General features: G+C 56.4%; 27 protein-coding genes. 15 read left to right on the top strand and 12 right to left on the bottom strand.

Annotation, left to right across the window (positions count from 1 at the left end):
- Nucleotides 1-23: 23 nt before the first annotated feature.
- The 5 genes from INF77_RS15040 to INF77_RS15020 all read right to left on the bottom strand — a co-directional run bounded on the left by INF77_RS15040 (nt 24) and on the right by INF77_RS15020 (nt 2,447).
- On the bottom strand, nt 24-896 hold the full coding sequence (locus tag INF77_RS15040) for a manganese catalase family protein (RefSeq protein WP_193531854.1): 873 nt from the start codon (nt 894-896) through the stop codon (nt 24-26).
- 17 nt (nt 897-913) lie between these two features.
- Nucleotides 914-1,420, bottom strand: a complete 507-nt coding sequence (locus INF77_RS15035) for a ferritin-like domain-containing protein (protein ID WP_028013107.1) — start codon at nt 1,418-1,420, stop codon at nt 914-916.
- Between the two features lie 25 nt (nt 1,421-1,445).
- Nucleotides 1,446-1,649, bottom strand: coding sequence for a hypothetical protein (locus INF77_RS15030; RefSeq protein ID WP_008502273.1), 204 nt, complete (start codon nt 1,647-1,649; stop codon nt 1,446-1,448).
- Nucleotides 1,650-1,672: 23 nt separating this feature from the next.
- Nucleotides 1,673-2,167 carry a ferritin-like domain-containing protein gene (locus INF77_RS15025; RefSeq protein ID WP_008502272.1) on the bottom strand — a complete coding sequence of 165 codons (495 nt, stop codon included), beginning with the start codon at nt 2,165-2,167 and terminating at the stop codon, nt 1,673-1,675.
- Between the two features lie 94 nt (nt 2,168-2,261).
- A complete protein-coding gene (locus INF77_RS15020) occupies nt 2,262-2,447 on the bottom strand; it encodes a general stress protein (RefSeq protein WP_004150795.1) in 186 nt (61 codons plus the stop codon).
- 507 nt (nt 2,448-2,954) lie between these two features.
- Between INF77_RS15020 and INF77_RS15015 the strand changes: the two genes are divergently transcribed.
- Nucleotides 2,955-4,298 (top strand): VOC family protein, encoded by a 1,344-nt coding sequence (locus tag INF77_RS15015; RefSeq protein ID WP_193531856.1) that lies wholly within the window; start codon nt 2,955-2,957, stop codon nt 4,296-4,298.
- A gap of 43 nt (nt 4,299-4,341) precedes the next feature.
- Complete coding sequence (locus INF77_RS15010; protein ID WP_193531857.1) at nt 4,342-5,847, top strand: carboxylesterase/lipase family protein; 1,506 nt, start codon at nt 4,342-4,344, stop codon at nt 5,845-5,847.
- Here INF77_RS15010 and INF77_RS15005 read toward each other — a convergent pair.
- Nucleotides 5,834-6,676: a LysR family transcriptional regulator gene (locus INF77_RS15005; protein ID WP_193531858.1), complete on the bottom strand. Its 843-nt coding sequence runs from the start codon at nt 6,674-6,676 to the stop codon at nt 5,834-5,836. The two genes, INF77_RS15010 and INF77_RS15005, sit on opposite strands and share 14 nt — an antisense overlap.
- Nucleotides 6,677-6,790: 114 nt before the next feature.
- Between INF77_RS15005 and INF77_RS15000 the strand changes: the two genes are divergently transcribed.
- The 4 genes from INF77_RS15000 (at nt 6,791) to rimL (ending at nt 11,236) form a co-directional block, all read left to right on the top strand.
- Nucleotides 6,791-7,960, top strand: a complete 1,170-nt coding sequence (locus INF77_RS15000) for a pyridoxal phosphate-dependent aminotransferase (protein WP_193531859.1) — start codon at nt 6,791-6,793, stop codon at nt 7,958-7,960.
- 10 nt (nt 7,961-7,970) lie between these two features.
- Nucleotides 7,971-8,744, top strand: a complete 774-nt coding sequence (locus tag INF77_RS14995) for a transporter substrate-binding domain-containing protein (protein WP_025756391.1) — start codon at nt 7,971-7,973, stop codon at nt 8,742-8,744.
- A gap of 242 nt (nt 8,745-8,986) precedes the next feature.
- Entirely contained in the window at nt 8,987-10,642 is a 1,656-nt protein-coding gene (locus INF77_RS14990; RefSeq protein WP_045260490.1) for a glucan biosynthesis protein D, read from the top strand.
- A gap of 45 nt (nt 10,643-10,687) precedes the next feature.
- A complete protein-coding gene (rimL, locus tag INF77_RS14985) occupies nt 10,688-11,236 on the top strand; it encodes a 50S ribosomal protein L7/L12-serine acetyltransferase (protein WP_193030598.1) in 549 nt (182 codons plus the stop codon).
- Here the strand turns inward: rimL and ydcK are convergent.
- Nucleotides 11,231-12,211, bottom strand: a complete 981-nt coding sequence (gene ydcK, locus INF77_RS14980) for a YdcK family protein (protein WP_193531860.1) — start codon at nt 12,209-12,211, stop codon at nt 11,231-11,233. The genes rimL and ydcK overlap by 6 nt on opposite strands.
- A 122-nt stretch (nt 12,212-12,333) precedes the next feature.
- Here ydcK and tehA point away from each other — a divergent pair, with 122 nt between their 5' ends.
- Nucleotides 12,334-13,335, top strand: coding sequence for a dicarboxylate transporter/tellurite-resistance protein TehA (tehA, locus tag INF77_RS14975; protein ID WP_041910036.1), 1,002 nt, complete (start codon nt 12,334-12,336; stop codon nt 13,333-13,335).
- Entirely contained in the window at nt 13,335-13,928 is a 594-nt protein-coding gene (gene tehB / locus INF77_RS14970; protein WP_193531861.1) for a tellurite resistance methyltransferase TehB, read from the top strand. Before tehA ends, tehB begins: the two co-directional genes overlap by 1 nt.
- Here tehB and pepT read toward each other — a convergent pair.
- Nucleotides 13,925-15,154 carry a peptidase T gene (gene pepT / locus INF77_RS14965; RefSeq protein ID WP_045260493.1) on the bottom strand — a complete coding sequence of 410 codons (1,230 nt, stop codon included), beginning with the start codon at nt 15,152-15,154 and terminating at the stop codon, nt 13,925-13,927. The genes tehB and pepT overlap by 4 nt on opposite strands.
- Before the next feature lie 111 nt (nt 15,155-15,265).
- Between pepT and INF77_RS14960 the strand changes: the two genes are divergently transcribed.
- A complete protein-coding gene (locus INF77_RS14960) occupies nt 15,266-16,861 on the top strand; it encodes an ABC transporter substrate-binding protein (RefSeq protein WP_193531921.1) in 1,596 nt (531 codons plus the stop codon).
- A gap of 134 nt (nt 16,862-16,995) precedes the next feature.
- Nucleotides 16,996-17,670 carry a DUF3313 domain-containing protein gene (locus INF77_RS14955; RefSeq protein ID WP_028013119.1) on the top strand — a complete coding sequence of 225 codons (675 nt, stop codon included), beginning with the start codon at nt 16,996-16,998 and terminating at the stop codon, nt 17,668-17,670.
- A gap of 34 nt (nt 17,671-17,704) precedes the next feature.
- On the opposite strand, the gene INF77_RS14950 is transcribed toward INF77_RS14955, so the two are convergent.
- Nucleotides 17,705-18,601 (bottom strand): DMT family transporter, encoded by an 897-nt coding sequence (locus INF77_RS14950; protein ID WP_193531862.1) that lies wholly within the window; start codon nt 18,599-18,601, stop codon nt 17,705-17,707.
- Nucleotides 18,602-18,775: 174 nt separating this feature from the next.
- Between INF77_RS14950 and INF77_RS14945 the strand changes: the two genes are divergently transcribed.
- A complete protein-coding gene (locus INF77_RS14945) occupies nt 18,776-19,648 on the top strand; it encodes a helix-turn-helix transcriptional regulator (RefSeq protein WP_028013121.1) in 873 nt (290 codons plus the stop codon).
- On the opposite strand, the gene INF77_RS14940 is transcribed toward INF77_RS14945, so the two are convergent.
- Nucleotides 19,622-20,794: a benzoate/H(+) symporter BenE family transporter gene (locus tag INF77_RS14940; RefSeq protein ID WP_028013122.1), complete on the bottom strand. Its 1,173-nt coding sequence runs from the start codon at nt 20,792-20,794 to the stop codon at nt 19,622-19,624. The two genes, INF77_RS14945 and INF77_RS14940, sit on opposite strands and share 27 nt — an antisense overlap.
- Before the next feature lie 92 nt (nt 20,795-20,886).
- Between INF77_RS14940 and INF77_RS14935 the strand changes: the two genes are divergently transcribed.
- Entirely contained in the window at nt 20,887-21,414 is a 528-nt protein-coding gene (locus INF77_RS14935) for a helix-turn-helix domain-containing protein (RefSeq protein ID WP_045260498.1), read from the top strand.
- Between the two features lie 80 nt (nt 21,415-21,494).
- A complete protein-coding gene (locus tag INF77_RS14930) occupies nt 21,495-23,459 on the top strand; it encodes a U32 family peptidase (protein ID WP_063942481.1) in 1,965 nt (654 codons plus the stop codon).
- Here INF77_RS14930 and INF77_RS14925 read toward each other — a convergent pair whose 3' ends face one another.
- Complete coding sequence (locus tag INF77_RS14925; protein ID WP_047368536.1) at nt 23,460-23,690, bottom strand: DUF2554 family protein; 231 nt, start codon at nt 23,688-23,690, stop codon at nt 23,460-23,462.
- Nucleotides 23,691-23,936: 246 nt separating this feature from the next.
- Between INF77_RS14925 and INF77_RS14920 the strand changes: the two genes are divergently transcribed.
- The gene (locus INF77_RS14920) at nt 23,937-24,299 is read left to right on the top strand and encodes a hypothetical protein (RefSeq protein ID WP_045260501.1); all 363 of its coding nucleotides are present in this window, start codon (nt 23,937-23,939) and stop codon (nt 24,297-24,299) included.
- A 155-nt stretch (nt 24,300-24,454) separates the two neighbouring features.
- On the opposite strand, the gene ftrA is transcribed toward INF77_RS14920, so the two are convergent.
- The gene (gene ftrA / locus INF77_RS14915) at nt 24,455-25,462 is read right to left on the bottom strand and encodes a transcriptional regulator FtrA (RefSeq protein ID WP_049137850.1); all 1,008 of its coding nucleotides are present in this window, start codon (nt 25,460-25,462) and stop codon (nt 24,455-24,457) included.
- A gap of 73 nt (nt 25,463-25,535) precedes the next feature.
- On the opposite strand from ftrA, the gene INF77_RS14910 reads away from it, so the two are divergent.
- Nucleotides 25,536-25,949: a rhodanese-like domain-containing protein gene (locus tag INF77_RS14910; protein ID WP_047365183.1), complete on the top strand. Its 414-nt coding sequence runs from the start codon at nt 25,536-25,538 to the stop codon at nt 25,947-25,949.
- The last annotated feature ends 120 nt before the right edge of the window (nt 25,950-26,069 follow it).

The raw sequence follows: 26,069 nt of genomic DNA, 5'->3' as shown, positions 1-26,069 counted from the left end.
GTCAGGATGCCCGGCAAAACCGATTACGGTTTACTCTTTCCGGCACCCAGCTCGGCACCGGTCAGCGGGTCGGAATGGGGATCGGACTTGGTGCGGGCAGACATCGCCTTAACCAGGGTTGCCTGTTCAGCTGTGAGCGTCACGCTGGCGCTACCGTCTCCGCCATCAACCGCAGGCTGGGGGCACTCAACGTAATCAAAGTGCTTATCGCTGTTCCAGCTTCCGCGAACCTCTCCACCTTCAGACATATTGTAGTACTTGTTGGTGAATTCCTCGATTGGCGGCAGTTTTCCCGGCGGGAAATTATTACGAATGGACTGCAGCGCCTTCTCAAAGGAGAGCTGATGCGCCGCCTCACGCGTCATCAGAAACGCCAGCGCATCCTTCACTCCGGGATCGTCAGTGACGTTAATCAGCCGTTCATAGATGATTTTCGCCCTGGCCTCTGCCGCCACGTTCGAGCGCAGATCCGCCGTCGGCTCGCCGATGGTATCGACGTAGGCTGCCGTCCAGGGCACGCCCGCCGAGTTAGTGAGCGGGGTACCGCCGCCGTAGAGCAGGGAGGTGATGTGGCTGTCGTTACCGTTTTCGGTCATGGACCGATACAGTTCAGCCTCATTTTCCACCCCTTCCGCCAGCGCGCCTTTGGCACCTTTGTTCAGCATACCAACCAGCGTACCGATGATTTCGAGGTGGCTTAGCTCCTCGGTGGCGATATCCATCAGCATATCCTTGCGGCCCGGATCGTCATCGCTCAGGCCCTGAGTGAAGTAACGGCAGGCGGCAGCCAGTTCGCCCTGCGGCCCGCCAAACTGTTCCAGTAAAAGGTTAGCAAGACCGGGGTTGGGTTCGGCGACGCGAACCGTATATTGCAGCTGTTTGACGTGTCGAAACATAGGCACTCTCCTGTGGATTATTTTTTCGCTTCGACACCGTCTGCGTCTGAACGCAGCAGGAACTGTTCCGTCGTTTGCGGGATATGGCGAATCAGCCAGTCGGCCATTTCGCGCTCTTCTGCGAGGATCGTCTCAATGGCAGGCACAGAGGCGGTATCGCCCGCTTTTTTCGCCGCAGCGAGCAGGGAGGTGTAGCAGGCGATTTCAAACTGTTCGAAGACATAGCCGCTGATCGAGCCCTTAACGATCTCATCGGACGGGAACATACCGCCGATGGATTGACCCAGGGCCGCCATTTTGCTCATCGAGTCTTTTAAGACCGAACGAGAAATATCATTACGGTCGAGGATTTCCTCCAGCAATGTAATTTGCCGTTTTGTCTCATTAATATGTTGCTCAATTCTGGCGCGAACATCAGGATAATTATCAATACGGCTGGCCATGGACTCCAGCATAGATTCGGCTTGCTTTTCCATTGCATGGGCATCGCGTAGCCAGTCATGGTAGTGTTCTACGTGATTCATCATTGTATCCTCATTAGGGGTTCGCTTATTTGGTCTCACTTTCAGCAGCCTGATCGGCACGTGCGGCACTGTAGCCAGATAAGTGGCCGACAATATTGGCGTAAATGCTGATGATAATGACCCATAGTACGCTATTCTTCCACCATATTACGGAAGGGATAGCGAGAATGAACCATATTATTGCTGCCGCTAAATGGCACCGTTTAATTGTCCTGGGACTGATGCTCATTTTATTTAACCTGTCTTATCGCGTCATTTCTGCGCTTTTTGGTTAATATTGCCAACGGCCAGGTCGGTGAGTTTAAGGTCGGTCTCTTTCTCTTCTTCCAGCGTTTCGGCAAGAAGTTTAACGGCTTTTTTGTAGCCCAGTTGTTCTGCGAGGGTCGCAAGGGTACCGTAGCTGGCTATTTCGTAATGCTCCACTTTTTGCGCAGCGGCAATTAACGCGGCATCACGCACTTCATTTTTTTCCGTACTTTCGATAACTTCGTTGGCTTCTTCAATTAAGCCTTCCATTGCCACGCACTTCATGCGCTTGAGCTTAATACCGTCTTCCTGTTCGACGATCTGGTCAATACGTTCAATCTGACCCTGCGTCTCCTCCAGGTGCGCGGTGAAGGCGGCGCTCAGCTTCTCGCTGGAGGCGGCGCGAGCGAGTTTGCTTAACGCTCGGGTAAGTTGTTTTTCAGCGCTGTAGGTATCGGACAGAAGATGAATAAATACATCCTCAACACTTTTCATATTCATAATAATTACGCTCCGGTAAAATAAGGAAAGGGTACTGCGAGCTTTTCAGCCCGCAGCATGCTCTCAGGTTTTATTAAAAGAGTACTAAATAAGATCAGGAGTTATCAGATTTACGGCCTCCGCCGTGACTGTTCTGTCCCCCTTTCTTACCCGCTTCAGATGCGCGTTGCGGATCGTTTTTGAAATTACCACCGCTGTGCTGGCCGCCTTTACGTCCAGCTTCTGATGCTTTTTCACGATCTTCAGCGAAATTACCGGAACCACCACGATGCTCTGCCATATTAAACCTCATAGTCATATATTGGTTATGTCAGTACGATACGAAAATATTCCGTATCACTCGTCGTTCGAGTAATAACTCTAGTCGCTGTGAGGCATACGTCAAATTCGTTTCGCCATTAGCGGTTGCGTTATATTTAATTATTGCTGCGTTTGCGCTTCGCTTGGTTTGGAAATATGGAAGTGTGGGAAGGACTTGTAAACAAATGTTCGGATTAGTCCTAAGTTTCATTTAAAAATCGGAAGGTTGAGGCCAATAATAATGGCGTAGCAAAAACGAATAATTTGCAAGCGGTGATTAGGAGAAAATTACCCCTTAAGGGCTAGAAAAAAATAGCCGCTACGAATCATAAGGAAAATCCTGGAAAAAGATGACGAGGCGGCTAACAGGGGTCGGTAGCACACGGTTTAACCACTGGCGTCTTAAGATCACAAATCAGAAATTCTTCCCCCCGGAAGGAACGGCCTTCTCTACACTCCAGGTAATATTCACTGGAGGCATGACATCATGGCGAACACCATCACGGCTGATGATATTCGGGAACATTTTTCGCAGGCTATGTCGGCGATGTACCAGCAGGAAGTTCCGCAGTACGGCACCTTGCTTGAGCTGGTCGCGGACGTAAACCTGGCGGTTCTGGAAAATAATCCACTATTACATGAACAACTGGCGAACGCCGACGAGCTGGCACGCCTGAACGTGGAGCGTCACGGGGCGATCCGCGTCGGTACGGCACAAGAGCTTTCCACCCTGCGTCGTATGTTTGCCATCATGGGCATGTTCCCGGTCAGCTATTACGATCTTTCTCAGGCGGGGGTACCGGTCCACTCAACGGCGTTTCGTCCGGTTGACGATGCGGCGCTGTGCCGCAATCCGTTTCGTATCTTTACCTCACTGCTGCGCCTTGAGCTGATTGAAAACGTGGCGTTACGCGAACGGGCGGCAGAAATTCTCTCTCAGCGGAACATCTTTACGCCGCGCTGTCTGGAACTTATTGACCTCCATGAGTCGGAAGGGCACTTTACCGAAGCGCAGGCGCACGAGTTTGTACAGGAAGCGTTAGAAACCTTCCGCTGGCACCGTCATGCAACGGTCGACCAGGAGACCTACCTGGCGTTGAGTAACGAGCACCGCCTGATAGCTGACGTGGTCTGCTTCCCGGGGTGCCATATCAACCACCTCACGCCGCGCACGCTGGACATTGACCGTGTGCAGGAGCTGATGCCGAAGTACGGGATTGAGCCCAAAATTCTGATCGAAGGGCCGCCGCGTCGTGAAGTGCCGATCCTGCTGCGTCAGACCAGCTTTAAAGCCCTCGAAGAGCCGGTGCTTTTCGCCGGGGAACATAAAGGCACCCACACCGCGCGCTTCGGTGAAATTGAACAGCGCGGCGTGGCACTGACCCCGAAAGGCCGTGAACTGTACGATAGCCTGCTGGCCCAGGCCGGAACCGGAAAAGATAACCTCACGCACCAGCTGCATTTGCGGGAGATTTTCAGCGCCTTCCCGGACAGCGAAATGTTCCTGCGCCGTCAGGAGCTGGCGTATTTTCGCTATCGCCTGACCCCGGCGGGAGAGGCCCATCGTCACGCGTTTCGTCCGGGGGATGACGCGCAGCCGCTGATCGAGCGCGGGTGGGTGGTGGCCCAGCCGATAATTTACGAAGATTTCCTTCCGGTCAGCGCGGCGGGGATTTTCCAGTCCAATCTCGGGAATGAAACCCAGGCGCGCAGCCACGGGAATGCCAGCCGCAATGCGTTTGAAGCCGCGCTCGGCTGCCCGGTGTATGACGAATTTACGCTCTACGAGGAGGCGGAAATGCGCAGCAAACAGCGTTGCGGTTTGCTCTGAAATCGTTACTCTTCAGGGGTGTGATGGAAAAAATAAGGTCGTTATGCAAAATCCTTCCGCCCCTGTGGTTGAAACGCGCCAGGGCGCACTGTCTGGTTTAACCGATGAAAACGTTCACCTCTGGCGCGGTATTCCCTATGCCGCACCGCCCGTTGGCGACTGGCGCTGGCGCTCACCCCGGCCGCCGGAACGCTGGGATGGCGTGCGTGCAGCTACCGACTTTTCGCCCTCAAGCTGGCAAAGCAGTGAATATTGTCAGGAGTTGGGTGGGGGCGATCCCGGCCAGTTTTCTGAAGACTGCCTTTATCTGAACGTCTGGTCCCCTATCGACCGTACCGGGCCGCTGCCGGTCATGGTTTGGCTGCACGGCGGCGGGTTTACGATCGGCGCCGGAAGCCTGCCGCCGTATAACGGCAACGCCCTGGCATCCCGCGGGGTGGTTGTCGTCACGATTAACTACCGTCTCGGCCATCTCGGCTTCTTCGCCCATCCCGCTCTGGAAGGTGAAGAGGAGCGGGTGGTGCATAATTTTGCCCTGCTGGACCAGATCGCCGCGCTCGAATGGGTGCAGGATAATATTGCCGCGTTTGGTGGCGACCCGAATAACGTGACCCTGTTTGGTGAATCCGCCGGCGCGCGCAGCGTGCTGTCGCTGCTGGCCTCGCCGCTGGCGAAAGGACTATTCCAAAAGGCGATAGTGCAAAGCGGGTACACTTTGCCGGATACGCCGCGCGCGCAGGCCCTGCACAAAGGGGAAGCGCTGGCCGCCCACTTCGGGCTGGAAAATGCGACGGCAGAGCAGCTGCGCGCGATCCCGCCTGAGGCGTTCTGGCCGCTGACCGCTCCGCTGAACGTCGCTCCGGCCCCTATCGTTGGGGATTGCGTTTTGCCGGAGGCGATGCTGGACGTCTTTTTCGCCGCCCGCCAGCATCCCGTGCCGGTGATGATTGGCTCCAACAGCGATGAAGCCAGCGTGATGGCGGTGTTTGGTGTCGATCTCGCCGGGCAGATCCAGAAGCTTCGCCGGGAGCGCCGCTTCGGGCTGGGGCTCATCAAGCTGCTTTATCCGGGCGTGAAGGGCGACGAGGAGCTCGGCAGGCAGGTGTGCCGCGACATGGCCTTCACCACCATGGGCTACGTGGTGATGCAGGCCCAGCAGCGCGTCGGCGGGCTTTGCTGGCGCTACTGGTTTGACTATGTGGCCGAAGCGGAACACGCCACCTATATCAACGGTGCCTGGCACGGCAATGAGGTGCCGTACGCGTTCGATACCCTCGGGCAGGTGGAGCCTTCGCGCCAGTACGTTAACGAACGGGATCTGGCGTTTGCCGCCCAGGTAGCTGATTACTGGGTGAGCTTTGCGCGCGATGCCGGAACGCATGACAGCCTTCACGGGCCGACGCGCTGGCCCGCCTGCCGCAAAGGGCGGGACGTGCTGTTACGCATTGGTGTGAATAAACATGCAGGTTTCAGGGTTGAAAACCGCTTTATGCGCGCCCGCATGAGCCTCTTCAAGCGCGTAATGAAGCACCACGTCAGCCTCGATTAAGCAAACAGGCGCGAAACGCCGCCAGACCATTCTCCTGACAAGGCGTTTCGCGCAGCACCAGCCGGTAGCTCGCGCCGGTTTTAATGCTGGTCTCATAGGGCCGCATTAGCCTTCCGGCGCGGATATCTTCTGCCACCAGCGTTTCGTCGGCAATGGCTACGCCCAGTCCCTGAATGGCGGCGGTAATGGCGAGATCCATCGTATCGAAGTGTTGATTTTTGTGCATAGCAAAGCCCGGACCTTCCTGATTCGCCAGCCACAGTGACCAGTCTGTCTTATCCCTTGTCGGATGAAGAAACGTCAGCGAACCCAGCGCGGCACCCGCTCGCACGGGGCTGAACACCGGCGTCAGCGCCTCTTCGAACAGCAGATCGCCTGCGCTCATGTGCGTGCCGAAGACGATGGCGGCATCGTAAGATTCGGTTTTGAAATTGACGTTATGATCGGTCGTGGTGGTGAGCGCGATCTGCAGATCCGGCTGCTCGCGCTCCACTTCCAGCAGGCGCGGCACCAGCCAGCGCATCGCGCAGGTGGGGGCCTTGAGGCGGATCACCGTGTGCTGGCTGCGGGCCTGGTCGGCCACGCTCAGCAGCTGTTCGAAGGAGGACTGCAGTTCGGGAAGCAGTGCGCTGCCCTGCGGGGAGAGGCGCAACCCGCGCGCGTGGCGCTCAAACAGCGGAAAGCCAAACCAGGCTTCAAGGGAGGCAATCTTACGGCTCACGGCCCCCTGCGTCAGGCAGAGTTCCGCGGCGGCGTGGGTAAGATTCAGATGCCGCGCGGTGACTAAAAATGCGTCGATGGCATTGAGCGGGAGCGAACGGCGTGACATTGAAACACCTCAGCTATGCATTTTTCTCATGGCTATTATGACAACAATTCGATTGTCCCGGCAACGGAGTTGTTGTTTGAATAGTTATGCAATATCCATGAGAAGGGAAAGAGGATGACTTTACGAACACAGGTGCAAACGCGCTCCAAGCTGCCAGACGTGGGGACCACCATTTTTACCGTTATCGGCCAGCTTTCGGCCCAGCATAACGCCATCAACCTTTCTCAGGGGGCACCGAATTTTTCCTGCGACCCGAAGCTGATCGCCGGCGTTACCCGCGCGATGGAGGCAGGGCATAACCAGTATGCGTCGATGACCGGCCTGCAGCCGCTCAAAGAACGCATCGCCGATAAGATTGCCGCGCTCTACGGCACGCAGTATAACCCTGCCAGCGAGGTGCTGGTCACCGCCAGCGCCAGCGAAGGGCTCTATTCGGCGATAAGCGGGCTGGTGCACCCTGGCGATGAGGTGATCTACTTTGAGCCGTCGTTTGACAGCTACGCGCCGATTGTTCGTCTGCAGGGGGCAACGCCTGTCGCCATCAAGCTCACGGTGCCGGATTTTGCCGTCAACTGGGATGAGGTCCGTGCGGCAATCACCCCGCGCACGCGCATGATCATCATCAATACGCCGCACAACCCGAGCGGCCAGGTCTTCTCCGCTAATGACCTGCAGCATCTGGCAGCGCTGACGCGCAATACCGACATCATTATTTTGTCTGACGAAGTGTACGAACACGTCGTGTTTGATGGGGAACCGCACCACGGGATGGCCACGCACCCGCAGCTGGCGGAGCGTAGCGTGATTATTTCTTCTTTCGGAAAAACCTATCACGTCACCGGCTGGCGCGTGGGTTATTGTGTGGCGCCCGCAGAGCTGATGGACGAGATATGTAAAGTCCATCAATTTTTGATGTTCTCTGCCGATACGCCAATGCAATACGCGTTTGCAGAACACATGACCGATCCGCAAACCTGGCTGTCACTGTCGGCGTTTTACCAGCGTAAGCGCGATCTGCTGCACGGCCTGCTGGCCGATTCGCCGTTTACCCTGCTGCCGAGCGCCGGGTCGTTCTTTATGCTGGCGGACTACAGCCAGTTCAGCGACGAGCGCGACAGCGAGCTGGTGAAGCGGCTGATTGTTGAGTACGGTGTTGCCACCATTCCGCTGTCGGCGTTTTATGCCGACGGCACGGATAATAAATTGATTCGTCTCTCTTTTGCGAAAGATGAGGCGACGTTACGGGCAGGTGCCCAGGCCCTGTGTCGGGTTAAACCACGCTAAGGAGTATGAAATGAAATTACGCGCGTTAGTTGTCGGCATGGGATTGCTGTGTACCTTTTCCTCCTTCGCGGCCACCGAGCTGCGCTACGGTCTGGAAGCGGAATACCCGCCGTTTGAAAGCCGTAATGCGGCAGGCGAACTGGAAGGGTTTGACGTTGAGCTGGGAAATGCCATCTGCAAAGCGGCAGCGCTGAAGTGCAGCTGGGTCGAAACCTCGTTTGACGCGCTGATCCCGGGGCTGGTGGCGAAGAAGTTTGACGCCATCAACTCGGCGATGAATATCACCGAACAGCGCCGCAAGAGCATCGATTTTACCCAGCCGATCTACCGCATTCCGTCTCAGCTGGTCGGCAAGGCCGGTACGGCGGTCGAAGCAACGCCTGAAGGGCTGAAGGGAAAAACCATCGGCGTGCTGCAGGGGTCGATTCAGGAAACCTATGCCAAAGAGCACTGGGAAAAGCAGGGTGTCACCGTGGTGTCGTATAAAGATCAGAATATGGCCTGGGGTGACCTGCTGAATGGCCGCATTGACGCCTCGCTGGTCATGTCCGCGGCCGGGCAGGCGGGTTTCCTCAGCAAGCCGCAGGGAAAAGGGTTTGGCTTCATCGGCAAACCGGTGTCTGACGACACTATCCTCGGCAGTGGGATCGGCTTTGGGTTGCGCAAAGGTGACGAGGCCACCAAAAAGCAGCTTGATGCCGCCATTGATAAAGTACGTGCCGACGGCACGATCGCCAAACTCGCTGATAAGTACTTCCCGGGTATCGATGTCAGCGTAAAATAACCGCCTCATTGGCCCCGTCAGCTGATGTCCTGACGGGGCATTTTTCTACACATTTTCCAGGCTTTCTTTACACCACTTTCGGGCCGTTCTGGTCGACAGAAAATATTTCTCACTTTGTTCAGATAATCACCGGCCAACAATTGGATTCTTAACCATTTTTGTTTAGGCTGTGCGTTCTTTCTTGCCGTCATTTCGCCGAGCGCGAAACACATTCACACGACCATAAGGACGTTTTTCCAGGCATGAATCGCAGACGTTTTCTAAAAGGCTCGCTGGCTGTGGCAGCCCTGAGCGGCACCTCCGGCCTTGCTTCCCTGTTTTCCAAAGCGGCATATGCGGCTGACTCTGACATCGCTGACGGTCAGAGCCGTCGGTTTGACTTCTCCGTACTGCAATCCATGGCGCATGACCTGGCGAAAACCCCGTGGGGTGGCGCGCCGCGTCCGCTGCCGGAGACGCTGGCGACCATGACGCCGCAGGCGTATAACGCCATCCGCTACGATGAAAAACAGTCTCTGTGGAACAACATTGAAGGGCGTCAGCTGGACGTGCAGTTCTTCCATATGGGAATGGGGTTCCGCCGCCGCGTGCGGATGTTCTCGCTGGACCAGTCTACCTCTATGGCGCGCGAGATCCATTTCCGCCCTGAGCTGTTCAGCTACGGTGACACGGGTGTCGATACCAAACAGCTGGAAGGGCAAAGCGATCTCGGCTTTGCGGGCTTCCGCGCCTTTAAAGCGCCTGAGCTGGCGCGCCGCGATATTGTCTCTTTCCTCGGGGCGAGCTATTTCCGCGCGGTGGACGATACCTACCAGTACGGGCTTTCCGCGCGCGGTCTGGCGGTAGATACCTTTACCGACACCCCGGAAGAGTTCCCGGACTTCACCTCCTTCTGGTTTGAAACCGTCAAGCCTGGCGATACCACCTTTACCGTCTATACGCTGCTGGACAGCCCGAGCGTCACCGGTGCCTATAAATTCGTGATCCACTGCGAGAAGAGCCAGGTGATCATGGAGGTGGAAAACCATCTCTACGCGCGTAAGGACATTAAGCAGCTGGGCATCGCGCCGATGACCAGCATGTTCAGCTGTGGCAACAACGAACGCCGCATGTGCGACACCATTCACCCGCAAATCCACGACTCCGACCGCCTGGCAATGTGGCGCGGCAACGGGGAGTGGATCTGCCGTCCGCTCAATAACCCGCAGAAGCTGCAGTTTAATGCCTATCTGGACAAAAACCCGAAAGGGTTCGGCCTGCTGCAGCTCGATCGCGATTTCTCCCACTATCAGGACGTGATGGGCTGGTATAACAAGCGCCCGAGCCTGTGGGTTGAGCCGCGCAACGACTGGGGGAAAGGATCTATCGCGCTGATGGAGATCCCAACCACCGGTGAAACGCTGGATAACGTGGTCTGCTTCTGGCAGCCGGAAAAACCAGTGAAAGCGGGCGACGAGCTGGACTTTAAATATCGTCTCTACTGGAGCGCGCAGCCGCCGGTGCGTTCTCCGCTGGCCAACGTTTACGCGACCCGCACCGGCATGGGCGGATTCCCGGAGGGCTGGGCGCCGGGCGAACACTATCCGAAAGTGTGGGCCCGTCGCTTTGCGATTGATTTCGTTGGCGGCGACCTGAAAGCCGCTGCGCCGAAGGGCATCGAGCCGGTGATTACGCTCTCCAGCGGTGAAGCGAAGCAGGTTGAGATCCTTTACGTTGAGCCGTTTGACGGGTATCGCATTCTGTTTGACTGGTACCCAACGTCGGATTCGACGGAGCCGGTGGATATGCGCCTGTTCCTGCGCTGCCAGGGCGATGCCATCAGCGAAACCTGGCTGTATCAGTATTTCCCGCCAGCGCCGGATAAACGTCATTACGTTGATGACCGGGTAATGCGTTAACGATCGATTCCCTCTCCCTGTGGGAGAGGGTTAGGGTGAGGGGCAATGACCGCAACACAATCCGAAACTATTCCCGTATCTGACGCTCTCGAGCTTCGCGCCGTCGAAGAGCGCTACACCGCCGAACTGCATAACCTCGTCGTCAAAAACAGAGCCTTTCTGCAAACCGCCTTTGACTGGGCGCAGCACGTGGGGACTGAAGATGACACCCGACGCAACGTGCAGAGTAACCAGATGCTGCACCAGCGCGGCTACGCCAAAATGTTTTTGATCTTCAGGGAGGATGCGCTGGTCGGCGTACTGTCGTTTAATGCGATTGAGCCTGCCAATAAAGCCGCGTACATCGGCTACTGGCTGGATGAAGCACATCAGGGGCAGGGGATCCTCTCGCAGTCGCTGCAGGCGTTTATGCGCTACTACGCTGAGCGCGGTGAGATCCGCCGATTTGTGATCAAGTGTCGGGTGGCGAATCAGCACAGCAACAGCGTGGCCCTGCGCAACGGTTTTACGCTGGAAGGGTGCCTGCGGGAAGCGGAATACCTCAATGGCGCCTATGACGATGTGAACATCTACGGCAAAATTTATACCCTATAGCGCCCTCAGCAGCGGCGTGCGGGTGATGCGCTGGTCGCCGTTGATCACCTTTTCACCGCGCAGGTGAATGCTCTCACCAGCAAAGGCCTCTATCACCGCATCGTCGGTGATTTCTACCCGATGCTCAATCAGCACGTCGCCGCTGATCCGCGCGCGTCCCTGAATCACCACTTTATCATCCAGCATGATCGGCCCGCCGCGCAGCCATGCCTGACCGCCGATCAGGACGTGATGCTTGATGATGCAGTTTCCTTCCACCACGGCGTTCTCAGCAATCTGAGAGCTGTAGCGCACGGTAGGGATGGCGTCATCGTCGAAACCGGCTATCACGCGGGCGTTGCCGTACACTTTGGCGCAGTCGCACACCCAGACGTTGTTGAGTTCGTTACCTTCGAGGATCGCGCAGTCGAACACTTCGGCGCGGTGCTCAACAAACGCGTTATTCACCATCGCCTCGCCGTATATTTGTGCCTGATGCACAATGCGCGATCGGCTTACCGTCGCCTTGCCGTAGATTTGCAGGATCTGGTCGTGGTCCGGCGTGAGGCCTTTAGCGGCAATGATGACGCTGTTGTGCAGCACGCGCGCATCGCCGTAGAGATGGCACTCACCCCGCACGCAGGAGTGCTGAATAGTGACGTTGTCACTTATTCGCGCCCCGAGGCTGACCTCTGCGGCGTCAAGCCAGCAGTTATCGCCGATATGCGCGTCATGGCTGACGGTGCACGGCAGGGTCAGGCGCGCGTTGCCGGACACGGTTGCGCCAGCGAATACCACGCTGTTTTCATCGTAGATCCAGCAGTCTCCGTCCTGCGCAAGGGCGCGCTCATCGTCAATCCAGCCGCCTTTCGTGCCGGCCTTCACATCGTTAAAGTCCACCGTAGCGATAATCTGCCGCAGCGTCGTTGAGTGGGATGTTTCGCCATTTTTCCATTGCCAGAGCCGGGTTTCATCGCTGAGCCGATACTTATTCATCGTGGGGTCCCTGATATGCGTCTTCACTAAACGTAGCAAACTTTTGGCTTTCCGTTGTGCTGGCATCCGTTGCTGAAACCCCTTAAAATGGCATTTAAAATACATTTTAAAAATTCAAATTAATGGATAAATTAAACAAACCTGAACAGGCGCTTAACCTTCCCGCAGGCTATTTTGGCATGGTGCTGGGCATCATCGGCATGGGTTTCGCCTGGCGATACGCCAGCACCCTGTGGCCGGTGACGCGCTGGCCGGGTGAGATTCTGGTCGCTCTCGCAGTTGCCTGCTGGTTTTTACTGACGACGGCGTTTATTACCCGTGCGATCCGTTTCCCGCACAGCGTGCTGGCAGAGATGCGCCACCCGGTAATGAGCAGCTTCGTCAGCCTTTTTCCGGCCACCACCATGCTGGTCGCCATCGGTTTTGTGCCCTGGTTCCGCCCGGTATCGCTGGCGCTGTTCGGCGTGGGTGTGGTGTTACAGCTTGCTTATTCCGCCTGGCAAAGCGCCGGGCTCTGGCGAGGCAGGCACCCGCAGGAGGCTACCACGCCCGGATTGTATCTGCCGACGGTGGCGAATAATTTCATCAGCGCGATGGCGTGCGGTGCTCTGGGGTTCAACGATGCAGGGCTCGTTTTTCTCGGCGCGGGCGTCTTTTCCTGGCTCAGCCTGGAGCCGGTGATCCTCCAGCGTCTTCGCAGCGCCGGGGAGCTTCCCACCGCGCAGCGCACCGCTTTAGGCATTCAGCTGGCGCCCGCGCTGGTGGCGTGCAGCGCCTGGTTTAGCGTCAACGGTGGGGAAGCCGACACCTTCGCCAAAATGCTGTTCGGCTACGGCCTGTTGCAGTTGCTCTTTATGCTGCGCCTGCTGCCGTGGTATGTGTCTCAGCCGTTTAACGCCTCCTTCTGGAGTTTCTCGTTTGGCGTGTCGGCTCTGGCTACCACCGGGCTGCATCTGGGTCACGGCAGTTCGTCTGGATTCTTCCACGCCATTGCCGTGCCGCTGTTTATCTTTACCAATCTCATCATTGGGATGCTGTTGGTCCGTACGTTTATTCTGCTGATTCAGGGCAAACTTCTGGTGCGCACTGATAAGGCACTGCTTATGCAATCTGAGGAAAAATAATGGCTGTCGATGAAAATTACTTCACAGAGAAATATGGCTTAACCCGTACGCATTCAGAGGTGCTGTACAGCGCGGGGTTCGTAAAGCCCGGCAAGACATTGGATCTGGGCTGCGGAAATGGCCGCAACAGCCTTTACCTGGCGGCCAACGGCCACGAGGTGACCGCCTGGGATAAAAAACCGATGAGCGTTGATAACATTGAGCGCATCAAGGCGGCAGAAGGGATTGAGAATCTGCACACTGCCGTCAAAGATCTTAACAGCCTGAGCTTTGACGGCGAGTACGACTTTATTCTTTCCACCGTGGTGCTGATGTTCCTGGAGGCGAAAACCATTCCGGGCCTTATCGCCAACATGCAGCGCTGCACCAAACCCGGCGGCTACAACCTGATCGTTGCCGCGATGGACACGGCGGATTACCCGTGCACCGTCGGCTTCCCGTTTGCGTTCAAAAGCGGTGAGCTGAGCAGCTACTACGAAGGCTGGGAGCTGCTCAAATACAACGAAGAGGTTGGCGAACTGCACCGCACCGATGAAAACGGCAACCGCATCAAGCTGCGCTTTGCCACCATGCTGGCGCGCAAGCCCGCTTAACGGGCGGCCAGCAGGCAGATCTGCAGGGCAGTCTTGTAAGATGCCTCGAACGACGACAGCGGCAGGAACTCAAACTTCGAGTGGAAATTATGCGCGCCGGTGAAGAAGTTCGGGGTGAGTAGCCCTTTTGCCGACAGCGCCGCACCGTCCGTGCCGCCGCGCATAGGGATCGGTTTTGGGGTGATGCCTAGCGATTCCATCGCCTCAAACATCAGGTCGATGGCGCGCCGGTCTTCACCAATCGCATTGCTGATGTTGCTGTAGGTATCTTCAATGCGATAGTCGACCTTCGCCGTCGGGTGTTGGGCGGCAATCAGCGCGGCGACGTCCGCAATCTGCTGCTTGCGGGCGTCAAAGCTAGTTTTATCAAAATCGCGAATATTAGCCTTTAGCACGGCGTCGTTCTGTCCGGCCTGAATGCCGTTAAACCAGATATAGCCCTCGCGGCCCTCGGTGCACTCCGGGGTTTGCTGGCGGTCGAAATGGCTGATGAAGTCGGTCGCCATCAATAACGGGTTCACCAGTACCCCTTTGGCGGACATCGGGTGCGCCGTCACGCCGGTGAAGTGGATCTCTGCCGCTGCCGCGTTAAAATTCTCGTAAACAATTTCTCCCAGCTCACAGCAGTCGATGGTCCAGGCAAAGTCCACGTCGAAGCGTTTCAGATCCAACGCCTTGGCGCCGTTCAGGCCAATCTCTTCGTCGGGCACAAACGCGACCACAATGTCGCCATGCTGATGCGCAGCGGTGAGGTTTTCCAGTACGGTCATTACCACCGTCACCGCCGCTTTATTGTCTGCGCCCAATACGCTGGTACCGTCGCTGAAAATAATCTCCTCATTCGGATAAGCCAAAATTTCCGGGTGTTCGTTCACGCGCAGCCAGATGTCTTTTTCCTTATTCAGACAGAGATCTTCACCATTAAACGTTAATATTTGTGGATGAATATTCGGTGATAAACCGACGTCTACCGTATCAATGTGGGTAATAAAGCCGATGCGCGGTGCGCCGGGCACGTTGCCCTTTTTCACTGCCGTCACGGTCGCGAATTCGTCAATCACGATGTCGTCTAAACCCAGCTGCGCCAGCTCCTGCGCCAGCTCTCGCGCCATGTCGTGCTGGCCCGGCGTCGAGGGCAGAGTTTTTACTTTCGGATCGCTCTGGCTGGTAATCGCAAGATAGCGGAAAAAACGGTGCGTTAATTGTCTGGAAAGCGGCGAGCCCATAGTGTTTTCTTCCTTATTTATTTTTCGGGTGTTTGCCACTTCACTTTAATGTTATTTATGAAATGGCAAAAGAATTAATTAGCCGTCGAATTAAAAAGACAGGAATAAATGATGACAAGCAAACGCACAACGTTAACGCTGGCACTCGCTGCGCTCACGGTCAGTTCCACCGTAGCCGCGAAAACGCTGGTGTATTGCTCCGAAGGGTCACCGGAAAACTTTAATCCCCAGTTATACACCTCGGGCACCAGCGTGGATGCCAGCGCAGTGCCGGTTTACAACCGGCTGGTCGATTTCAAACCCGGCACCACGGAGCTGGTGCCGAGCCTGGCAGAGCGCTGGGAGGTGAGCGACGACGGCAAGGTTTATACCTTCCATCTGCGTAAAGGGGTGAAGTTTCAGAGCAATAAATTCTTCACGCCGACCCGCGATTTCAACGCAGATGACGTGATCTTCTCGTTTATGCGCCAGAAGGACGTGAACCATCCCTATCACAACGTCTCAAACGGCAGCTATTCCAACTTCGAAAGCCTGGAGTTTGGCAGCCTGATTACCGCTATTGATAAAGTCGATGACCATACGGTGCGCTTTACCCTGGCGCACCCTGAAGCGCCGTTTGTTGCGGATCTGGCATGGTATTTTGCCTCGATCCTCTCAGCGGAGTATGCCGATGCAATGTTGAAAGCGGGCACGCCGGAGAAGGTGGATATGCAGCCCATTGGCACCGGGCCGTTTAAGCTGGCGCAGTATCAGAAGGATTCCCGCATTCTGTTCACGGCGTTTGCCGACTACTGGCAGGGGAAATCAAAGCTGGACAGGCTTGTCTTTACCATCACCCCGGATCCTTCCGTGCGTTTTGCCAAAATTGAGAAAAACGAATGCCAGGTGATGCCGTTCCCGAACCCGGCGGATCTGCCGCGTATGAAGGCTAATAATGATATTACGCTGATGAGCAAGGCCGGGCTGAACACGGGTTTCCTGGCGTTTAATACCCAAAAACCGCCGCTGGATAACGTGAAGGTTCGCCAGGCGCTGGCGATGGCGATCAATAAGCCGGCCATTATCGACGCGGTGTTCCACGGCACCGGCACCGCGGCGAAAAACCTGCTGCCGCCGGGCGTCTGGAGCGCTGACAGCGAGCTGAAGGATTACGATTACGATCCTGAAAAAGCGAAAGCGTTGCTGAAAGAGGCCGGTTTAGCTGGCGGCATGAGTATTGACCTGTGGGCGATGCCCGTCCAGCGGCCCTATAACCCGAACGCCAGACGGATGGCGGAGATGATTCAGGCTGACTGGGCGAAGGTGGGGATGCAGACCAAAATTGTCACCTACGAATGGGGCGAATATCTCAAGCGCGTGAAGGACGGTGAACATCAGGCTGCCCTGATGGGCTGGACGACCGCAACGGGCGACCCGGATAACTTCTTTGGCCCGCTGTTTACCTGCACCTCGGCCAACGGCGGTTCGAATTCGGCGAAGTGGTGCTATAAGCCGTTTGATAAAATTATCGCGGAAGCAAAATCAACTACCGATCGCGACAAGCGCGTGGCGCTGTATAAAGAGGCGCAGCAGATCATGCATGACCAGATGCCGGCGGTTATGATTGCGCATTCAACGATCTTCGAACCGGTGCGCAAAGAGGTGACAGGTTACGAAATCGATCCGTTTGGTAAACATTTGTTCTGGCAGGTGGATATTAATCAGTAATTTTCTCTGCCCGGTACGCTGCCGGGCATTCTTTTCGCAATTTGTGCTCCCCACGTCATTTTTTGTCACAACAAACCCGCCGAACTTTTGCTATAACTTCAAATGCATACTTGCAGATTACATGGAAAACTATCATGCGTACTCAAACTTTTTTTAAAGTTGCAGTGCTTACGGGTTTATTGGCAGTGGCGGGCTGTTCTTCAAAAGTCGCGGCTCCAGAACAATATTCAGGCTTTTTAAAAGATTATTCCGGCTTGCAGCAGACGACGTCTGCAACGGGTAAACCAACGCTGCGTTGGGTTGACCCTTCCTATAACGAAGCCAACTATGACAGCATTATCTGGACGCCAATCACCTATTATCCAACGCCAAAACCGACGACTCAGATCGGGAAACAAACCCTTGATGAGCTGCTGAATTACACCAATAACAAAATGAAAACGGCTATTGGTACCCGTAAGCCGATTGTGACCACGCCGGGTAAACACAGCCTGATTTTCCGCGGTGCTATCACCGGGGTGAGTTCGCAGAAAGAAGGCCTGCAGTTCTATGAAGTGGTGCCGGTCGCGCTGGTGGTAGCAGGTACGCAGATGGCTACCGGCCATCGCACCATGGATACCCATCTCTACTTTGAAGGTGAGCTGATCGACGCGGCCACCAATAAACCGGTGATGAAGGTGGTTCGTAAAGGTGAAGGCAAAGAGCTGAATAACGAAAGTACGCCGATGACCTTTGCGACGCTGAAGCAGGTTGTTGACGACATGGCGACGGACGCCACCATGTTTGACGTGCATAAAACAGCGAAATAACGTTAAGCGGCCTGCATTGCGCAGGCCGTTTTTTTTACGCCGTACGCAGGCGCCTGAACCAGGTCTCTGGTTTCGTGAACATCACCATATTCCCGCCAAGAATCAGCAGCAAACCGACGATACCGTTAATGTGCCAGACGTAGCCTTCATACACCGTTGAGATAGAGAGCGCCACCAGCGGGAAGAGCAGCGTACTGTAGGCCGCTTTCCCGGGGCCGATACGTCCCACCAGCGTGAAGTAGGCACCAAAGGCAATCACCGAGCCGAAGAGGGCCAGATAGAGCAGCGCGCCCATATAGGTGACCGTCCATTCCGGGGTAAAACTGTCGCCTCTGAAGAGCGCAATACCCCCCATCACCAGCGTGCCGTAAAGCATAGCCCAGGCGTTGGTGGTCATGGTTTCCAGACCTCTGCGCTGATGGCGCATGCTGATCATATTGCCCAGCGAGAAGCCGTACGTGCCGAGGGCGGAAAGGCCAATGCCCGTCAGGAGCGATACGCTCCAGCCGCTGGCCAGCAGGTCGTCCCAGAAAAGGGTCACGATCCCTACAAGACCCAGCGCCGCCGCCGTCCAGAAACGCGCGGGCGGGCGCTGTCCAAAGAAAATAAAACAGTTAATGGCGTTGTAGAGCACCGCCATGGAGAAGATCACCGATTCCAGCCCGGTGTTGATATGTGCCGCCGCGGTATAAAAACACCAGAAGTTAAAGCAGAAGATGCAGCATCCCTGAAGCATGCAGAACAGATGATCCCGCAGCGCCAGCTTACGCAACCGGCGCAGGGCAAGTAACACCACCATCATCGTGGCGCTGGCCACCGCGAAACGCCAGAAAATAGAGACGGGGGCGGGTACGGGACCCTGCTGCAGGAAAATGGCAATCCAGGTGGTTCCCCAGATGATCACCACCAGTCCGTATAATAACGCGTTCATATTTTTTCTCTTCTCAAACCACGGAAGCCCGCAGTATGGCGCTGTCATCGCTCTGGGGCTTTCACCGGCTTGCGGTAGACTTGCAAAATCTTGCGCTTTTTTCTTTTCCGGGGGCTGGCAACGGAAGACAACAGTTCTTAGACTGACAGTTCACTTAATAACGCGCTAACGGTTATGTCTTACGCTTACGATACCTTTGAAACGCTTCGCCAGCAGAATGCGGTCCTGCGGGAAACGGTCGCGCTCAATTCCGGCATTCAGCTGGCGGCGTGGTACAACAAGCACGATACGATAACGGTTAAAAGCAATCATCATACCCTTAGTCTGTACGTCGCCGACGGTTACGAGAGCTATCAAAAGACGCCGGGCGGCTGGAAGAACGGCGGGGGACCGGACCGTTTCTGTCTGATGCCGAAAGAGAGCGAATCGACGTGGGACATCCGCGATGACCTGTCGTTTGTCCATCTCTACTGCACCGATGAACACCTGCGCGATGTGGGCGAAAAAATCTGGGACAAGCGGCCCCTGTCGCTGACTCTGGACGAGCGCATTTTTGGCAGCGACCCGAAAATCACCGCGCTGTACCGCCAGTTTCTGCTCGGCTGCGACTGGCAGCAGCAGGCCAACCAGCTCACCCTGAGCACGGCCTCTACGCTGCTGTTGACCCACCTGCTGCAAAACTACGCCAACGTTCAGTGGAAGCTCCCGGTCGTTACCGGCGGGCTATCGCCGTTTGTTCTGCGCAACGTGCTGGCTTTTATTGAAGAAAACCTCGGACAGCCCCTGACGCTGGCCGATCTGGCGGCGCAGGCCGCACTCAGCGAATACCATTTTGCCCGCATGTTCCGCCAGTCGACGGGGCTGGCGCCGCATCAGTACGTTATGCAACGGCGCATGGAAAAAGCGAAAAACCTGGTGCAGCATACCTCGACGCCGCTGACGGATATCGCGCTGGCCTGCGGGTTTAACTCCGCCAGCCACTTCAGTAACCGTTTTCGCAGCGTCATGGGCATCACGCCGTCACAGCTGCGCGCGGCGAGCGCGTGAAAACAGGGCATAGCTTACGCCGCCCAGCACCAGCCCCCAGAATGCCGAGCCGATGCCCAGGATCGTGACGCCGCTTGCGGTCATCAGAAACGTGACGATAGCCGCGTCGCGCTCCGCTTCATGATTCAGCGCCTGATATAAACTCCCGCTGATGGTACCCAGCAGCGCCAGACCGGCCAGCGTCTGGATCCAGCTGAGCGGCAGCGCAGCCATTATCCCGGTGATGGATCCGCCGAACACTCCCGCCAGCAGATAAAACCCGCCCGCGGCGATAGCCGCCAGCCAGCGTTTACCGGCATCGGGATGGGCATCCGGGCTTTGACAGATAGCGGCGGTAATGGCGGCTATGCAGATGGAAAAGACGCCGAAGGGGGACAGCAGCAGCGCCAGCCCGCCCGTAAAAATAATGAGCGGTGAGACCGCCAGCGGATAGCCGGACGCTTTCATGGTCGCGAAACCGGGCGCATTTTGCGAGGCCATGGTCACCAGGAAGAAGGGCAAGCCGATGCTCACCAGGCTGGTGAAGGTGAACGTGGGCGCAATAAACTCAGGTGTCACGAAGGAAATGGTGATTTTATCCGTGACAACGTCACCTCCCGCCCACGCCACGATCCCGCCCACCAGCAGCGTAACGACGATTGCATAGCGCGGTGCCAGCGCTTTCGCCAGCAGCCACGCGGCAATCATGCTGCCGCACAGCAGAAAGTGCCCGTCCAGATGGGCAAACGCATGCAGCCCAAACTGCAGGAGTACGCCTGCCAGCATGGCCGCAGCCAGTGAGTGTGGGATCAGCTTCATCAGGCGGGCGAAAAGCCCGGTCATGCCGCAGAGTAAAATGAGCGCGTTGGCGAAGATAAACACGCCGATTGTCTCGGCCAGTGTCACGCCGTGCAGGCTGGTGGCGAGTAGCGCCGCGCCGGGCGTAGACCAGGCGGTCAGCACCGGAGCTTTATACCACCAGGAGAGCGCCAGCGTGCTGACGCCCATCCCAACCCCCAGCGCGGTCATCCAGCCCGCAATCTGCTGCGCGCTGGCGCCTGCCGCCGCGGCGGCCTGCCAGATGATAGCTGCCGAACTGGCGTAACCGACCAGAACGGCGACAAATCCAGCCAGTACGACTGGAACGAGATGAGAGGTAGGGCGCATAGAAACTCCGCTGTGCGTTATAACGTCCGCGATAAGGTAACACTGTGCGCTATAGCGTACAAGTGGTATGCTCAGGGCCATCAGGAGGGAGCATGGACATTACACAACATCTTGCAGCAACGCTGAAAACGCTGCGCCAGGCGCGCGGCTGGAGTTTATCGAAGCTGGCGGACGAAACGGGCGTGTCGAAAGCGATGCTCGGGCAAATCGAGCGCAATGAGTCCAGCCCGACGGTGTCGACGCTGTGGAAAATTGCCACCGGGCTGAACGTCCCGTTTTCCGCTTTCATTACGCCCGAGGCGGACAGGCCGGCTGTGTTTGATTCCCAGCAGCAGGCGATGGTGGTCAAACCGCTCTTTCCCTGGGATGAGACGCTCCGGTTCGATCATTTCTCCATTACGCTGGCACCGGGTGCCCTGAGCGAGTCCACGCCGCATGAGGCTGGCGTGATTGAACATGTGGTGGTCATCAGCGGCGAGCTGGAAATGAACATCAACGACGAGTGGCAGACGGTGCATGCCGATTCTGGCGTCCGTTTTGCCGGCGATAAACCGCACGCCTACCGCAACAGCAGCGACAGGCCGGTGCATTTTCACTCTCTGATCCATTATCCCCGCTGAGGCTACGCAAAACTGTTTCGCTGGCGCATACTTCTGACTACAATAGCCGCCATTTTGACCATAACGGATAACGACGAAGTATGCGCCTGCAATCCCATCATCTTGAACTTTTAAGCCCGGCCCGCGACGCCGCCATTGCCCGTGAAGCGATCCTTCATGGCGCTGACGCCGTCTATATCGGCGGCCCTGGCTTCGGTGCCCGCCATAACGCCAGCAACAGCCTGCGCGATATTGCCGATCTGGTGCCGTTCGCCCACCGTTTCGGGGCGAAAGTGTTCGTGACCCTGAACACCATTCTTCATGATGATGAGCTGGAGCCCGCGCAGCGTCTGATTACCGATCTCTACCAGACCGGCGTCGATGCCCTGATTGTTCAGGATATGGGCGTGCTTGAGCTGGATATTCCGCCTATCGAACTGCATGCCAGCACCCAGTGCGATATCCGCACGGTTGAGAAGGCGAAGTTTCTCTCCGACGTGGGCTTTTCGCAGATCGTTCTGGCCCGCGAGCTGAACCTCAATCAGATCCGCGATATTCATCAGGCGACGGACGCGACGATCGAATTCTTTATCCACGGCGCGCTGTGCGTGGCCTATTCCGGCCAGTGCAACATTTCCCACGCCCAGACGGGCCGCAGCGCCAACCGCGGCGACTGCTCGCAGGCCTGCCGTCTGCCGTATACCCTGAAAGACGACCAGGGTCGCGTGGTGGCGTTCGAAAAACACCTGCTTTCCATGAAGGATAACGATCAGACCGCCAACCTGGGCGCGCTGATCGACGCGGGCGTGCGTTCCTTTAAGATTGAAGGGCGCTACAAAGATATGAGTTACGTGAAGAACATCACCGCGCACTATCGCCAGATGCTGGACGCCATCATCGAAGATCGCGGTGACCTGGCGCGCGCCTCGGCCGGTCGTACCGAACATTTCTTTATTCCGTCAACGGACAAAACCTTCCACCGCGGCAGCACGGACTATTTCGTGAACGCCCGCAAAGGGGATATTGGCGCGTTTGACTCACCGAAATTTATCGGTTTACCGGTCGGTGAAGTGCTGAAAGTGGCGAAAGATCACCTGGACGTTGAAGTGACCGAGCCGCTGGCGAACGGCGACGGCCTGAACGTGATGATTAAGCGTGAAGTGGTGGGCTTCCGCGCCAACACGGTCGAAAAAACCGGCGAGAACCGCTACCGCGTCTGGCCGAATGAAATGCCTGCCGATCTCTACAAGGCAAGGCCGAACGCGCCGCTCAACCGTAACCTGGATCATAACTGGCAGCAGGCGTTGCTGAAAACCTCCAGCGAGCGTCGCATCGCGGTGGACATTGAGCTGGGCGGCTGGGAAGAGCAGCTGATCCTGACCATGACCTGCGAAGACGGCATCAGCGTAACGCATACGCTTGATGGCCTGTTCGAGGTGGCAAACAACGCGGAGAAAGCGCTTAACAGCCTGAAGGACGGCGTAGCGAAGCTGGGCCAGACGATTTACTACGCGCGCGCCATCGAGGTTAATCTGCCGGACGCGCTGTTCGTGCCGAACAGCCTGCTGAATCAGTTCCGCCGCGAAACGGCAGAGATGCTGGATGCCGCACGCCTGGCGCAGTATCCGCGCGGCAGCCGTAAGGCCGAATCCGTTCCTGCGCCTGTGTATCCGGACACCCATTTATCGTTCCTGGCCAACGTTTACAACCATAAAGCGCGTGAATTTTATCATCGCCACGGCGTGCAGCTTATCGACGCGGCCTATGAAGCGCACGAAGAGAAGGGCGATGTGCCGGTGATGATCACCAAGCACTGCCTGCGCTTTGCTTTTAACCTGTGCCCGAAACAGGCGAAAGGGAATATTAAAAGCTGGAAGGCCACCCCCATGCAGCTGGTCAACGGTGACGAAGTTCTGACCCTGAAGTTTGACTGCCGTCCTTGTGAAATGCATGTTATCGGCAAAATGAAAAACCACATTTTCAAAATGCCACCGCCGGGCAGCATCGTTGCGTCCGTGAGCCCGGACGATCTGATGAAAACCCTTCCGAAACGCAAGGGCAGTTAATTACCTTACGTGCGTGTCCGGTTTGCGCGATTTCTGCCACAGGTGGTGTTCGCGCAAACCCTCCGCTGACTCTTCCGCTACACTGCGTAACTCGTCACTGTCGGCCTCATGCCGCAGCTGATGCTCCACATTCTTTACCCAAACATATTCATGGCCTTTGTGCCCGGCCATCAGCTGGCCGGAAAAGAGGGCACAAATAAGCATGATAAAAGATAGCCCTTTTTTGAACATAAATTCACCGAATAAGAACAGCGCGGGGAAATCATGCCAATTATTGTTTAGGGTTATTATTCAAAATTTCAAAATAGCGCAAAGAAAATGTCAAATAACGTGGGTTCATAATACCGATTAGGATTTTTCTTAAAATATATGTGCGTTTTTGTAAACCTCCTATTTCTGGTCCATAGTTGGATGTTCGCTTTAAGGATAAATCCTATATAATAGTGAATCTCTGGCTAAGGAATGGGTCATTCATAAATGAAAAAAATAATAGCGTTTTCGCTTCTGGCTGTTGCGGTAGGTGCCGTTGCAGCGATTCGTTATGCAGGTAATGACGAACCAGAATATATTCAGTCCGCTGAAATTCGCGTTGGTTCCTATTTAACCAGCGACTATGGACGCGTAGCCTGCACTAGTAAAAGAGTAAATGAACAGCGCTGGGAATTAGACTGCACCCATCCGGCACGGGGAAAAACATTCCAGTTTGCGGTATATCCCTCTGAAAAGGCTCCCTATGGCGTATCGCGATCGTTTTATCTCGAGGCCCTTAACGATGATGCCAGGCAGAGCGCTGAGCAGGGCCTGATGCGCTATTTACAAATCAACACCAGCGCGAGTTAATCAGGCTGTTTAGCTTTCGTTGAGACAGCCAGTGTTAGTTTGTATGAGATCCGCTGCCCGACCATGGAGCGTCGGGGACGTAGAGACCAAAATACAAATCTATCCATGCAAGCATTTACCGCCAGATAATGGCGGTTTTTTTTGCGCTTTTGCCGCTAGCGGGCAGTATCAGAACGTGAAAATTGTTTGCGATACTGAGCCGGGGAAAGCGCAAACTGCTGACGAAAATGATGACGCAGCGTCGACGCCTGACCAAACCCGGTCTGTTCCGCGATGCTGTCGATGCTTAAACGGCTGCTCTCCAGATAATCTTTTGCTCTCAGCAGGCGTTCATTAAGCAGCCAGCGTGCGGGCGTCGTGCCCGTTGCCGCCTCGAAGCGACGAAGAAAGGTGCGCTGGCTCATGCCGACCCGACGCGCCAGCGAGTCGACGCTGTGCGGCTCGACAAGGTGCGTGTGCAGAAAATCAAATAGCTGGCCCAGGCGCTGGCTCTCACGCAGCTGCGCCACCGGGCGGCTCAGCTGCTGCGGCTGTGAACCATCCCGGTGAGGGGGGATCACCAGCCGACGCGCCACGCTGTTGGCGGTTTCCAGCCCATAATCCCTTCGTACAACATGAAGGCAGAGATCGATCCCCGCCGCGCTGCCCGCGGAGGTCAGGATATCGCCCTCGTCCTGGTAGAGCACATCCTCAACCACCTCGATGTCAGGGTAGCGGACCTTAAGCGCGTCAATGTAGCGCCAGTGCGTCGTGGCTTTACGTCCGTTCAGCAGCCCCGTAGCGGCCAGCACGAACACGCCCGAGCAGATGGACAGCAGCTGACATCCGCGCGCGCTGGCCTGGCGCAGCGCCTCGCAGAGCGCCGGAGGAACCGGTGAGTCCAGCCCCCGCCAGCCGGGAACCACGATCAGGTCCGCCGACGCAAGCAGGCTCAAGTCCCCATCGGTAACGATGCGGATCCCGCCGGTCGCCCGCAGTTCGCCGCTATCCACGCTCGCCACCGCAAAACGATACCAGTCGTCGCCCAGCTCCGGACGCGGCAGGCCAAAAATCTCAACCGCCACGCCAAACTCAAAGGTACATAGCCCGTCATACGCCAGCACCACCACCTGCGGGCGGGTAACCTGTCTTAAGTTTGTCATCTTTTTGCTGTTTTCTGGCATAAGCGAGCGCATTCACGGGCTGAATTTGTGGATAGAGTAGTGTTAACACAAACGCCAAAGATGAGGAAGGATCATGAGCTATGTTACTGAATTTCCGGCTGCCGAGCCGCAGGAAGCCGTTACCCATTTTCTGCGTCGCCTGAGCGTCGAAACCGACTGCGCCGACGTGCATCACGCCATCGCCAATAATGAGCAGGACTTCGTGCTGCTGCACGTGGTGGGGAGCCCGGAGCAGTTTGCCCGCCGCCATGTGCCGGGCGCACTGCATATGCCGTGGAGCCAGATGACCGCTGAGCGGATGTCTCAATGGCCGGAAGGGACACTGTTTGTCGTCTACTGTGCGGGGCCACACTGTAACGGCGCGGACAGGGCGGCGCTGAAGCTGGCGCGTCTCGGGCTGCCGGTCAAAATCATGCTCGGCGGCATCACCGGCTGGGAAGATGAACGCTACGCCTTTGCCAGCCAGGCGCACGCTGACGCGCTGTGAAGATGAATTTTTTTCAACACCCGTGAAATTTTCTCGTTTGCCGGAAACGGTCAGGTATGACATCTTTTTTTGGACATTTAGACATCCAGAAGTCTAAAGATTCAAATAATGAATTATCAC

Source organism: Enterobacter cloacae complex sp. P1B (assembly GCF_014982345.1).
In the GTDB taxonomy this organism is placed as follows: Bacteria; Pseudomonadota; Gammaproteobacteria; order Enterobacterales; family Enterobacteriaceae; genus Enterobacter; species Enterobacter bugandensis.
The sequence above is the reverse complement of the archived record's forward strand: the minus strand, read 5'-3'. Positions and strand labels throughout refer to the sequence as shown.

Bases quoted from the DNA above. Each gene is read 5' to 3' on its own strand.
- INF77_RS15010 (WP_193531857.1), top strand. From the start codon at position 4,342: ATGCAAAATCCTTCCGCCCCTGTGGTTGAAACGCGCCAGGGCGCACTG.
- INF77_RS15025 (WP_008502272.1), bottom strand. From the start codon at position 2,167: ATGAATATGAAAAGTGTTGAGGATGTATTTATTCATCTTCTGTCCGAT.
- INF77_RS15040 (WP_193531854.1), bottom strand. From the start codon at position 896: ATGTTTCGACACGTCAAACAGCTGCAATATACGGTTCGCGTCGCCGAA.
- INF77_RS14995 (WP_025756391.1), top strand. From the start codon at position 7,971: ATGAAATTACGCGCGTTAGTTGTCGGCATGGGATTGCTGTGTACCTTT.
- INF77_RS15030 (WP_008502273.1), bottom strand. From the start codon at position 1,649: ATGAGCATCAGTCCCAGGACAATTAAACGGTGCCATTTAGCGGCAGCA.
- INF77_RS15000 (WP_193531859.1), top strand. From the start codon at position 6,791: ATGACTTTACGAACACAGGTGCAAACGCGCTCCAAGCTGCCAGACGTG.
- INF77_RS14925 (WP_047368536.1), bottom strand. From the start codon at position 23,690: ATGTTCAAAAAAGGGCTATCTTTTATCATGCTTATTTGTGCCCTCTTT.
- tehA (WP_041910036.1), top strand. From the start codon at position 12,334: ATGGATAAATTAAACAAACCTGAACAGGCGCTTAACCTTCCCGCAGGC.
- INF77_RS14920 (WP_045260501.1), top strand. From the start codon at position 23,937: ATGAAAAAAATAATAGCGTTTTCGCTTCTGGCTGTTGCGGTAGGTGCC.
- INF77_RS14940 (WP_028013122.1), bottom strand. From the start codon at position 20,794: ATGCGCCCTACCTCTCATCTCGTTCCAGTCGTACTGGCTGGATTTGTC.
- ydcK (WP_193531860.1), bottom strand. From the start codon at position 12,211: ATGAATAAGTATCGGCTCAGCGATGAAACCCGGCTCTGGCAATGGAAA.
- rimL (WP_193030598.1), top strand. From the start codon at position 10,688: ATGACCGCAACACAATCCGAAACTATTCCCGTATCTGACGCTCTCGAG.
- ftrA (WP_049137850.1), bottom strand. From the start codon at position 25,462: ATGCCAGAAAACAGCAAAAAGATGACAAACTTAAGACAGGTTACCCGC.
- INF77_RS14945 (WP_028013121.1), top strand. From the start codon at position 18,776: ATGTCTTACGCTTACGATACCTTTGAAACGCTTCGCCAGCAGAATGCG.
- INF77_RS14950 (WP_193531862.1), bottom strand. From the start codon at position 18,601: ATGAACGCGTTATTATACGGACTGGTGGTGATCATCTGGGGAACCACC.
- INF77_RS15020 (WP_004150795.1), bottom strand. From the start codon at position 2,447: ATGGCAGAGCATCGTGGTGGTTCCGGTAATTTCGCTGAAGATCGTGAA.
- tehB (WP_193531861.1), top strand. From the start codon at position 13,335: ATGGCTGTCGATGAAAATTACTTCACAGAGAAATATGGCTTAACCCGT.
- INF77_RS14960 (WP_193531921.1), top strand. From the start codon at position 15,266: ATGACAAGCAAACGCACAACGTTAACGCTGGCACTCGCTGCGCTCACG.
- INF77_RS14990 (WP_045260490.1), top strand. From the start codon at position 8,987: ATGAATCGCAGACGTTTTCTAAAAGGCTCGCTGGCTGTGGCAGCCCTG.
- INF77_RS14910 (WP_047365183.1), top strand. From the start codon at position 25,536: ATGAGCTATGTTACTGAATTTCCGGCTGCCGAGCCGCAGGAAGCCGTT.
- INF77_RS14955 (WP_028013119.1), top strand. From the start codon at position 16,996: ATGCGTACTCAAACTTTTTTTAAAGTTGCAGTGCTTACGGGTTTATTG.
- INF77_RS15005 (WP_193531858.1), bottom strand. From the start codon at position 6,676: ATGTCACGCCGTTCGCTCCCGCTCAATGCCATCGACGCATTTTTAGTC.
- INF77_RS15015 (WP_193531856.1), top strand. From the start codon at position 2,955: ATGGCGAACACCATCACGGCTGATGATATTCGGGAACATTTTTCGCAG.
- INF77_RS14935 (WP_045260498.1), top strand. From the start codon at position 20,887: ATGGACATTACACAACATCTTGCAGCAACGCTGAAAACGCTGCGCCAG.
- INF77_RS14930 (WP_063942481.1), top strand. From the start codon at position 21,495: ATGCGCCTGCAATCCCATCATCTTGAACTTTTAAGCCCGGCCCGCGAC.
- INF77_RS15035 (WP_028013107.1), bottom strand. From the start codon at position 1,420: ATGAATCACGTAGAACACTACCATGACTGGCTACGCGATGCCCATGCA.
- pepT (WP_045260493.1), bottom strand. From the start codon at position 15,154: ATGGGCTCGCCGCTTTCCAGACAATTAACGCACCGTTTTTTCCGCTAT.